General features: G+C 39.8%; 8 protein-coding genes and 1 tRNA gene. 3 read left to right on the plus strand and 6 right to left on the minus strand.

Going from position 1 to position 10,475, the window contains the following annotated elements; genetic code table 11:
* Positions 1-124 precede the first annotated feature (124 nt).
* The 3 genes from BCU84_RS15330 to BCU84_RS15340 all read right to left on the minus strand — a co-directional run bounded on the left by BCU84_RS15330 (position 125) and on the right by BCU84_RS15340 (position 4,653).
* Complete coding sequence (locus tag BCU84_RS15330) at positions 125-1,702, minus strand: di-heme oxidoredictase family protein (RefSeq protein WP_241906456.1); 1,578 nt, start codon at positions 1,700-1,702, stop codon at positions 125-127.
* A 250-nt stretch (positions 1,703-1,952) separates the two neighbouring features.
* Positions 1,953-3,122 carry an imelysin family protein gene (locus tag BCU84_RS15335; RefSeq protein WP_102528943.1) on the minus strand — a complete coding sequence of 390 codons (1,170 nt, stop codon included), beginning with the start codon at positions 3,120-3,122 and terminating at the stop codon, positions 1,953-1,955.
* Positions 3,123-3,228: 106 nt separating this feature from the next.
* Entirely contained in the window at positions 3,229-4,653 is a 1,425-nt protein-coding gene (locus BCU84_RS15340; protein ID WP_102528944.1) for a TMF family protein, read from the minus strand.
* Between the two features lie 182 nt (positions 4,654-4,835).
* Here BCU84_RS15340 and BCU84_RS15345 point away from each other — a divergent pair, with 182 nt between their 5' ends.
* Together BCU84_RS15345 and BCU84_RS15350 are read left to right on the plus strand one after the other, a co-directional pair.
* The gene (locus tag BCU84_RS15345; protein ID WP_102528945.1) at positions 4,836-6,032 is read left to right on the plus strand and encodes an MFS transporter; all 1,197 of its coding nucleotides are present in this window, start codon (positions 4,836-4,838) and stop codon (positions 6,030-6,032) included.
* 32 nt (positions 6,033-6,064) lie between these two features.
* Positions 6,065-6,895, plus strand: a complete 831-nt coding sequence (locus tag BCU84_RS15350; protein WP_102528946.1) for a TIGR03899 family protein — start codon at positions 6,065-6,067, stop codon at positions 6,893-6,895.
* Between the two features lie 226 nt (positions 6,896-7,121).
* Here the strand turns inward: BCU84_RS15350 and BCU84_RS15355 are convergent, their stop codons facing one another.
* Positions 7,122-7,772, minus strand: a complete 651-nt coding sequence (locus BCU84_RS15355) for a hypothetical protein (protein ID WP_102528947.1) — start codon at positions 7,770-7,772, stop codon at positions 7,122-7,124.
* Positions 7,773-8,261: 489 nt separating this feature from the next.
* Between BCU84_RS15355 and BCU84_RS15360 the strand changes: the two genes are divergently transcribed.
* Positions 8,262-8,684 carry an organic hydroperoxide resistance protein gene (locus tag BCU84_RS15360; protein WP_102528948.1) on the plus strand — a complete coding sequence of 141 codons (423 nt, stop codon included), beginning with the start codon at positions 8,262-8,264 and terminating at the stop codon, positions 8,682-8,684.
* 123 nt (positions 8,685-8,807) lie between these two features.
* Here BCU84_RS15360 and BCU84_RS15365 read toward each other — a convergent pair whose 3' ends face one another.
* Positions 8,808-9,332 carry a DUF3087 domain-containing protein gene (locus BCU84_RS15365; protein WP_102528949.1) on the minus strand — a complete coding sequence of 175 codons (525 nt, stop codon included), beginning with the start codon at positions 9,330-9,332 and terminating at the stop codon, positions 8,808-8,810.
* A gap of 207 nt (positions 9,333-9,539) precedes the next feature.
* Positions 9,540-9,616, minus strand: a tRNA-Trp gene (locus BCU84_RS15370).
* Positions 9,617-10,475: the final 859 nt, after the last annotated feature.

The raw sequence follows: 10,475 nt of genomic DNA on the forward strand, positions 1-10,475 counted from the left end.
ACTATTAATAGTTAAGACTTTTGAGTGGCTCACAAAAAAGTGGATAACTCTGATGAGTTATCCACTTAATTTTTTCAAATCAGCAATTTAAAATTGTTGATTATGGCTGCAGCTGGGTTAAAAATTATAACGACATTAAGAATGATACTAACTGGTCGCGCTCAGCTTTAGTTAGTGCCATAAAGGCTTCTTTGCTATTACTTGCTTCACCACCATGCCATAAAATGGCTTCCTCCACTGTCGCTGCGCGGCCATCATGTAAAAAGCCCGCTTGCGGGTTAACGGTTTGCGTTAAGCCTAAGCCCCATAAAGGACGCGTGCGCCACTCATTACCATTGGCTAAAAAGTCAGGGCGACCATCGGCTAAGTCATCACCCATATCATGTAATAACATATCGGTGAATGGGTAAATGACTTGTCCCTTGAGCGAATCTATTATCTCAATACCACCAATATCGCCTACCGTTTTAGTGGTAAAGCTTGGTGTGTGACAGCCACTACAATTAACTTGTGTAAATAAACGTGCGCCTTCACGCACATCACTATCATCGACATTACGTCTTGCCGGTACCGCTAATGTTTCAGCATAAAATACCACTGCGTCACTAAAGGCCTGATCCGCCTCTGGCGCACCATTTTCATCACTACCAGTATCAACAAAACCAGTACGGGTTAAGTAAGAGTCATGCAAGCTGGTGCCAACAACACTTTCATCAGGGAATAATGGATTAGTAATGCCAATATCACCGCGAAGTGCACCTAAAGATTGCACTCTGACACTTGGGGTATTCGCTTTCCAACCAAAACGCCCTAGTGATACTGGCGTTTCATCGCCGTTACGGTCTTTAATCGCATCAAACACCCAGTTTGGACGGCCAGATATGCCATCGTCATTCGCATCATTTTCATCTGCAAGGGCCAAAATATCTGCTTCAGGGATCGCTTCAAGTAAACCTAATCCAAAAACAGGCATGCCATTTCGCCAGCCCATTAACACGTCATCTTGGAGTAGATTGGACGTGACGTTAGCGCTTTGCTTAGTTTCACCTGGGGCATCATAAGGATTCTCGACTTCAAAAATTGGCTTTTTCAATTCGACACTAGTGCCATCGCTATAAGTCACTGCACTGCGATCATAAGACAAGTACACATCCGCTTGACCACCAAAAGCATTATCCTGCCAGTCAGCACGTGCTTTTAATACGCCACGGTGAAATAACTGCCCGCCAAAATCAGGAACTGCAATCGGCGCACAATAGTCGTTATCCGCAGTTGGGGTAATACACTCTTCATCGGGAGTTTTACTAATACGTAAAAAAATACCCGCATCAGAGCCTAATTTAACCCGTGTTTCATCTGCCGCTAAAAATGGGGTTGAGTTGCGGCCGTCACGTTGGTGACAAGAATTACAATCTGCATTGTTAAATACTGGACCTAAGCCATCTTGTTCTGGATGCTGTTCATTGGGTGCTGTGGTAAACGAGATCTCAAAATTAGCATCACCTTCGAGATGCAGGGCTAAATCGGCTTCGGTTAAATTGGGTGAAGGCGTTGAAAAACCATGGCCTGAATTACCCGCATCATAAGTAGTGGTATCACCACCACTGGCAGTAATATCGGTAAAGTCAGGGTAGATGACAACTGGAGGCTCGGTTACTGTCGGGGTTTCATCATCACCACTGCCACCACAGGCAGATAACATGAGTACACTGATAATGGAGGCCAGTAAGGTTTTACCATTTAAATTAGGGGAATTAGGGGCGTTAACAGCTTTGGGATTCTTGCTCATCTTAGACACTCTTATATCAAGACCGGTATCTCTACCGACGGTGTTCAAAACACTTTATTTGACTTGTCATGCTCTTACGGCCAACTTCATCAATGTCATCAAATCGCGCTACTGACACTGGCTCAGTATCAGTAGCGCTATTGTTATTACTATTTAATAGAAATTACTGGGCATTCCACTCAGATAATAGTGGAATAACATCTGACTCTAATGAGGCTTGTAAGGTTGTTAATGCGGTCACTGCCGTTTCAATGCGAGCACGTCCATCCTCATCTAAAATCGCTTGACGGAATGGCATGTTGTTGCTGCCAGAAATCGCCTGAATTTTTAGGATTGAATCATCAATTTCACTTGCTATACGCACTGATAAATCACTGTCTGCAGCGGCAACAAAGTCGATAATGCCTTGCTTGTCTGCATCGCCAATAAACTCACCTTGGTACACATTGCGAACACCTTGAATGTTGTCAGCAAAGTCGGTTAATGAATTCCAAGAGTATTGAGATTCAACTTTTGACGTATCTGCATTGGCAAGTGAGTCACCGAATGGGTCGGCAATTTTACCGTTACCCACTTCATCAACAATCCCAATCATGCCGTTAATTAACTCTTCAATAACAGCAAGCTCTGATGAATAAATGGTATTGCTGTCGCTGCCAGGTGTTTTTAATAAGTCAGCGTATGGTAATGCGTTAGTATCTTGTGGGTTATGAGAAACCTGCCAAGCATCATCAAGTTGCACTGCGTAGTCACGGAAAACTTCTGATAACGCAATCACGTATTCACGTTCAGCTGTAGTTAGCTCACTAATTAACTTAGTGTTGTCATTAACACCGTCACCAAATAACAAGAACTCAATAGTGTGGAAACCTTGAACATCATCATTCCAGCTTTTAATTGTTTCAGCGTCAAAACCATTGCTGTTATCCAGCTGAGTTTGAAGATCTGTGGTATTTAAAGGCCAGCTATCTAAATGAGGATCGATACTCAATGAATCAACAGGACCGAAAATGTGTGATTCCCCCTGTTCCCAAGGTTTACGAGCCGCTTTCCATGCATCTTGTGCAGCCACTAAATCAGCTTGAGACGTTGAATTTAATAGCTTTTGGGTAGCCAGTAACAGTGCATCACCTTGTGCCGCTAAATCAGCATATCCAGCAACAATCACATCATCAGTTAAATTAGTGACCATCTCAGTTGCAGCGAAAGTGAAGCCCGTTTCAGGTACAACAGGATCCGTTGTTCCTGTGTCACTCGAATCTGAGCCAGAACCACCACATGCTGCCAATGTACCCATTAAAGTTAATGCAATCGCTGTATACTTAAAATTCATGTAAAACTCCATTTAAATCAATAATATTTGCTGACTAACTTCAGCACGTTCATTTCTAAAACTTGTTGACTGACTGCCGTTAAAGCAGTCAGCCTTTACACCTGCATTAAAGTGAGAATTGGTAACCCACACCTAAGGCAAAAAAGTTGGTATCTGGAATACTGGCAACAGCAACTTGCTGTAAGCCACCTTCGGCTTTAATGACAATTTCAGGAATTGGGAAATAGTTCACGCCGATACTGCTCCACGTGTTTTCATAACGCTTAGTTGCAGTGCCGCTCTCTACTTCCATTAATGGATTTGAATAATCGATATTGGCAAAGACTGTCATTGGGATATCGAGATAATCATCAAGCTTAAAGCCCGCTTCAACAAAAAATGCTTGAGATTTAGACCCTAACTGAGCGAAGTTTCCAGGACGTAAACCTGGGGTGGTTTTGTTGGCTTGAGTGATCGCATCAGTATCACTTAATGTGCCATACATGTACTGACCACGAAGCACCCATGGGCCTTCAACAAAGGCTGCTGATGCTGTCACAATGCTCAACGTGCCATCAACATTTAGCTTGTTACTCTTGTTGCGGTTGCCTGAGGTATTACCGTAATAATAAGACACACCAATTGCGCTACCGGTTTTGAAATTGCCGTAATCTAATCGACCCGCAAATGCTAAGTCATCTGCGTTTACGTGCTCAAAGCGCGTTTGATGACCAGATGCAACCCAATCATAAGTTCTGAAATATTCTGAGTTAAGGCCACTGACGATCTGTGCTTGATAATGAAAATCAGAGATTTCACCATAAACGCCAATACCGTTTTCATTCCATACAGCAGGGATCATCGCCGCTTCACTTTTATGGCGTAATACTGTGAGATATTGATTAGGTTTATGCAGAGTGCTAGTTAAGCCGATTGGCAAATGGATATTACCGAATTTAACCCCGAAAGCATCACTTGGGCGATAACGTATTTCAGCTTTTTCAACAACGACTTCACCGCCTGCTTCTGTTTCGGTTTCAAACTCACCAAACTCATCAAAGCCATCATATTCGAGCGCAGCCCCTGTTCCGCCGTGCTCATATTCAATTTCAACTTCCATGCTCCATGCATCGTTAAATTGATAACCAAACTCAGTGACTATTCGTTCTAAATCAAAACGATTTCTTCTTTCTGGCGTCGTGTCTTGAACATTATCGAAGTATTCATCACTGGTGAAGTTGGCTGAACCATAAGACTTGAATGAGAATTTACTGTAACGCTCTTCCGCTTGTGACACCGTTTCACTGACTTGTTTAACTGCTACTTGTTGCTCGTGTTGAGCCACTTCAATTTGCTTTTGAGATTCACTCTGAAGAGATTGCTGCTTAGCCAATTCTTGTAATTGTTGCTTAAGTGCCGCAATTTCAGCTTCTTGCTTTGCTATTGCTTTAGCTAAATCATCAGCCGATATTGCTGCATGTGCCACATTTGTTGCACCTAACCCAATTACACTCGCTATAGATACTGCCAACAGCGTTAACTTTTTGCTCATCTCATTCTCCACAATAATTGCGTGCTTTGTTATTACGGCAACACAATACCCCAAATGATAATCATTTGCATTAAAATTTACATTTATTTTTGCAACCTCATTTACAATAGATTTACACTTGGCGTAAAATTGCAAACTGTGTAACCATGCGTTTAATGGATTAAATTCAGGAAAATAGCCTTATGCCAGCCCATTCGAGTAAGAACCCTCAGCAGCTTTTATTGTGGATGACCTTCGTTATGTCGATGGTTTTTGCTGTCTGGCAAGCGCTTCTCAACAATTTTGTTATTGAGAAAGCGGCATTTAGTGGTGCTGAAATAGGAATGCTTCAAAGCTTGCGCGAAGTGCCAGGGTTTTTAGCTTTCACCGCTATTTTCGTTTTATTACTTATTCGTGAACAATCTTTTGCATTAATCTCACTCGCTGTCTTATCCATCGGGATTGCCATCACAGGCTTTTTTCCTTCTGTGCTGGGCTTATATCTCACTACAGTTCTGATGTCGATTGGCTTCCATTACTTTGAAACCATTAACCAATCGCTCACATTACAATGGGTAGATAAGCAAGATACGGCTGGATTTTTAGGTAAAGCATTAGCGTGGCGATCAGCTGCAGCACTGATGGGCTACGGTAGTATTTGGCTGGTGATGAGCTGGATGAAACTCGACTATGTTTGGATGTATGGCATCATTGGCACATTGGGATTAATAGCTGTCTTAATCATGGCTTTCTATTACCCAAGGTTTGAAATCGCTGAGCCGCAGCATAAGAAACTTATCTTTAGAAAACGATACTGGCTTTACTATGCACTGACATTTTTATCCGGTGCCAGAAGACAAATCTTCATGGTATTTGCTGGGTTCATGATGGTGGAAAAATTCGGCTACTCGGTTTCAGAAATTACTGCATTATTCTTAATAAATTACGTTGTTAATCTCTTTTTTGCTCCAGCTATTGGTCGTTTTATTGGACGAATTGGCGAACGAAATGCTCTTGTTATCGAGTATGTCGGGCTTATCATTGTCTTTGCTAGCTACGCCTTTGTAGAGCACGCACAAGTTGCAGCAGCTTTGTATGTTATCGACCACCTACTATTTGCTATGGCTATTGCTATGAAGACGTACTTTCAAAAAATTGCAGACCCTAAAGATATTGCTGCAAGTATGTCAGTCAGTTTCACCATTAATCATATTGCTGCTGTCATCATTCCAGCCTTACTGGGTATTTTATGGTTAAGCTCACCACAATGGGTATTTATGATCGGTGTGTTGTTTGCGTTATGTTCATTGATATTATCGTTAAATATTCCGTCAATGCCTCAACCTGGAAACGAAACAAATTGGGGCAAATCAACTAAAATAAATGATGATACGATATAACCCAGTCAAGTACTTGGGCTAAGAGAGCAATAATGGCAGAGAATCATCCAAAACAAGCTGACAAAACAAATGCAGGCGTTTCTGCACGTAAAAAGGCACTATTACTTGGCAAAATGCTCGGTTTAGCAAGTGAAGATGAATACCGTCCATCTCAAGCATCTATCGGTGAACGTTCGCAATTCAGATTACAAAAAAATCAGATTTTGCATCAATTAAATTTAGAAACAATTTTTTCACTCGCGCTCAATTACACCCCTTCAGATGTAACAGGTGAAGACCTTGACCCAGACTGGAGTTATCAATTCTTTCAAATGGCTGAACAAATCAGCTCTCGCAGAATGCAGGATTTGTGGGCAAGGATCCTTGCCAGTGAAATAGTCAAACCAGGTAAGTTTAGTCTCAGAACATTAGCTATTTTAAAGCAGCTCACGCAACGTGAAGCGCAAATACTTGAAAAAGCGCTGGGGATGTCAGTTAAATTAAACACCGAAACCCGTTATAAACTATTGAACGGTTACCGAATTCAAGGTGGGATACAGCAGTATTTTAGAAAGACATCGACTGTAAATGTCGGCCTTTCAAAGTTTGGCCTGCCCTATTCAAGTATTCTCACTTTAATGGATGCTGGGATTTTACATAGCAGTGAATTTGAAACCGGTATTTTAGAAAAAAATGCTGCTATTTTACTTAGCATGACAGACCATCAAATCAAAATATCCCCAAGAAGTAATAACTTATTATTCAGCTATTATCGATTTACGCCTGTTGGAGATGAGTTGTGTATCTTAGTCCAAGCTAAAGCCGACAATGACTTCACTAAGGCTTTAGCCCAAAGCTTAAAAGTTGACTTTAATGTTACGTGATTTCAGGAAGTGGTATTGAACAGCTGTCTTGCTTGTCGAGGAACAAGTGCTTAATAACGACAAGAGCTAGATAAGAAGAAAAGATATAAGAAGAAAGAAGAAAGAAGAAAAGATAGAGCTAAGAGATAACAATTAGTCTTAAAAAAATAAATTAGTGACTATAACATCCTAGATTAGGTATATAACGACGCTTATTATTGACCAATATAAAGGTTAGAATCACCTATTAAGGGTTTAATTTTAAGATGTTATCTTCTTCATCTTTAGATGGGTTTGCTTGATATTCGTAAAGGTATGAATATTTTGATTTATGCATCGAGAATAGAAACTGTCTTAGTGTTTCTCTTGATTCATCACTCACCACGATAGTAGCTGCAATGACACCATTTTCAGATCGTACAATTTGATATTCAATGTCAAAACTGATGTCTTTGGTTAAAATCAACTTAGCACGACGTGATTCAACATCATCCGAAATGTTTGGAGCATAAAGTGTTAAGCCCGTGCTAGAAAGCGATAACACTTCAATAGCAAGGTTGGTATCAAAATCGATGATTCTGACATTATCAAGTTCTTTCATTCTCCAACTGCGATCAGCTCCGCGTGTATCAACAACTTCAGGAATGCCAAGTGTAGGCGCAAACTGTCCCAATTCATCCATTGCAATACTTAAGGGAAACCAGAGTCTGTAATGACTAATTTCAGCCAATAGGGTTAATTGAGTTTTACCAAGCAACCTCGCTAATGTTGAAGGGATTTCAGTTGTTACAGCAATGGTGTCTGAATGAGTATCATCAGAAGCTTTAACAGCAGAAGGCTTCTTAGCAAATAATTCGCTAAAACAAGCTAATTCTTCTTTTGTTAAATTGGTATTCATTTTCCACTCACTCCACCTGTTAAACTTTGTAACAATCCTAACATGTACAACTTTAGTGCACAAATAATCAGCAAATATATACGTAAAACTATAAAGAAAAGAATGACTTTACTGGTTTAGTAACTGATATGTGTTACTTCTAACTTTATTGAACTGCGCTTATTATATGACCAGTGAAAGATATAAAAGTTGCAGTTAAAATTGACTCATCATTAAATAAGACCGGATTAATTATATAAATATTGTACGGATTAGCTTTTCTTTTAGATCATCTGCTTTTCCCAACTACAAGCCGCAAGTATAGCAATAGCCACAGCCAGTAGAGTATTGTTTTTAAATACTAAAATTTTCTATTCAATAATTCATCGTAAATTAAGTTGCGCGCAATTTAATTTTGGCGTATCGTATTTATCATTGAGTCAATGGATAGTGAGTATCCAATTGAGTCACTCATTATCAATATAGAATTAAATCGATTAGGAGTTTTCAATGGATATCATATACGCAGCAACAGCAACAACTACAGGCGGCAGAGACGGAAAATCAGTATCATCTGATAATAAGCTATCAGTTAATCTTAGTACCCCTAAAGAGCTAGGGGGCGCAGGTGGTGAAGGAACAAACCCAGAACAACTATTTGCAGCAGGTTATTCAGCTTGTTTCATTGGCGCGATGAAATTTGTTGCCGGCCAAGAAAAGAAAATATTGAGCTCAGACCTTTCAGTTGAAGCCACAGTAGGTATTGGGGCTAATACAGCTGGCGTCGGTTTTGCTATCGATGTCGAACTTAAAGTCACCCTACCAGGTATGACAAAAGATGAAGCTGAAGCACTAGTTGAAAAAGCCCATCAAGTTTGCCCTTATTCAAATGCGACACGTGGCAATATCCGTGTTGAGCTTATTGTTCTGTAACAGCTGAATATCACATTTTTAAAGCATTATAAAAACAGCCTATCAAGCAATTGATAGGCTGTTTTATCTGAACCAAGAAATATATTGTTCCTACTCTACTTTAGAGTGATTAAAGCCCATCAATTAAAGTTCTTCGAGTAAATCAGTGGAGAAATCATCAAGGGTGATAGTTAAGTTTAAATCAGCAATTTGTGCCTCTATTCTTCTAATATCACTATCAACAGTTACCATGGTCAAAGTGTTATTATCTAGCTCATACACCTTCTTTTGACTGTGATAGTAGTAAAGTAAAATTGTAATCGCATCAACATCGTTTTCTTTTGCCGCAGCGAGCACTTTCTTCAATTTTCGATAGATGCGGTTCTGTAATTGCTTAACTTGCCATACCCAATAAATCTCTTTCATGTAAGGCTTAGTTTTAATCGCATTCATCACCAAACTGCAGCTTACAACAGCAAGTAACACACCGATAAGATTAAGGTGAAAATGCCCTGTTGGTTCACCTCTGACTAACTCATCACTGCCAAAAAATTGAATCAATATTGAGCCGAAAGCTAATGAAAGTATCGTTAGAGAAGCGACTAATGAAATGAGCAACACATTAAGACGCTTACGGTATTGCGGCTTATCGATTGGAATAAATTGCATGAAGTACCTTACTTAAGGATAGTGTTTCTATTTTACACCTATAAAACCAAACAGCGTGTTGTTTTTACTAATTGAAAGGTAACTTAATGTAGGTTATATGACTTAATATTATAAAAAGCTAGATTGGCTTGACACCTCATAGGATAAGCTATTTATATAAATTACAGATACAAAAAAGCCGAACTAATGCTCGGCTTTTTCTAAATTTGGCAGGGGTAGCAAGACTCGAACTCGCAACCATCGGTTTTGGAGACCGCTGTTCTACCAATTGGAACTATACCCCTGTTGACGGAATGCATTATGCTAAAACCACTGCGAAAGGTAAAGCATTATTTATCACAAACGCACTGACTGTGGGTTTTTCAGCCAAATATAGCGATAAATAATCCATTTTAGCATATACGCAGACATCAAACTTAAATACGCTATTTGTACTGCAACAGATCACATACTTTCAAATGTTAACAGACTCTAATTTTAATGGAGGAATACAATATCGAAAGTTTTATTGTTGAATTAACAAAAACGAGAAAAGCCGTAAGCATACGATTAGATCATGTTTGAACGGCACTAAGCGGCTAACACAAGATATGAGAACATTAGTGTCTTCGCTTTTATTAAGTACATTCTTAGTCCGCGTTATTGTGAAGAGAATGTATTGATTAAGGCGCAAAGGAAAGGAATAAATATTTCAGCCCCCCCCTAACAAAGCTGTTGAGCTTTTCGTAATACTGGCTGAGCGGCCTTTCACTAATTAACGACAAACTAGCAACCTGCCTAATGACAAGCCTACCGACAACTTTAGAGAGCCCACATATGTCTTATATGCGCTACATTACCAGTTTTAACAAGGGAAAATTAAAATGTAGCTGCTTTAGTGGGTAAATATACAGTTCATATTACCTTTCTTTGAAACATCCAAACGAAAAATCCTCGTCTTTCAAGGAGGCTTTCGTCTTTGTGTTTGTGGGTGAGTACGGTGATAGCCGTGAGCTTACGAACGCGAAGCTAAGGCGGACTATTTTTGTAAAAGTCTGCGACGCCACAACAACTAGTTAGAATATTTTATATACAAAAAGCCATATCACTCTCTATAAACAAGAAGTGATAGGGCTATAAACGCCAGACACGAAAAAGCCCTAA

It is taken from the genome of Shewanella sp. 10N.286.51.B7 (genome assembly GCF_002873615.1).
Taxonomy (GTDB): Bacteria; Pseudomonadota; Gammaproteobacteria; order Enterobacterales; family Shewanellaceae; genus Shewanella; species Shewanella electrodiphila.

Coding starts and splice junctions, on each gene's coding strand:
- BCU84_RS15330 (WP_241906456.1), bottom strand. CDS start 1,702: ATGTTATCTGCCTGTGGTGGCAGTGGTGATGATGAAACCCCGACAGTA.
- BCU84_RS15335 (WP_102528943.1), bottom strand. CDS start 3,122: ATGAATTTTAAGTATACAGCGATTGCATTAACTTTAATGGGTACATTG.
- BCU84_RS15340 (WP_102528944.1), bottom strand. CDS start 4,653: ATGAGCAAAAAGTTAACGCTGTTGGCAGTATCTATAGCGAGTGTAATT.
- BCU84_RS15345 (WP_102528945.1), top strand. CDS start 4,836: ATGCCAGCCCATTCGAGTAAGAACCCTCAGCAGCTTTTATTGTGGATG.
- BCU84_RS15350 (WP_102528946.1), top strand. CDS start 6,065: ATGGCAGAGAATCATCCAAAACAAGCTGACAAAACAAATGCAGGCGTT.
- BCU84_RS15355 (WP_102528947.1), bottom strand. CDS start 7,772: ATGAATACCAATTTAACAAAAGAAGAATTAGCTTGTTTTAGCGAATTA.
- BCU84_RS15360 (WP_102528948.1), top strand. CDS start 8,262: ATGGATATCATATACGCAGCAACAGCAACAACTACAGGCGGCAGAGAC.
- BCU84_RS15365 (WP_102528949.1), bottom strand. CDS start 9,332: ATGCAATTTATTCCAATCGATAAGCCGCAATACCGTAAGCGTCTTAAT.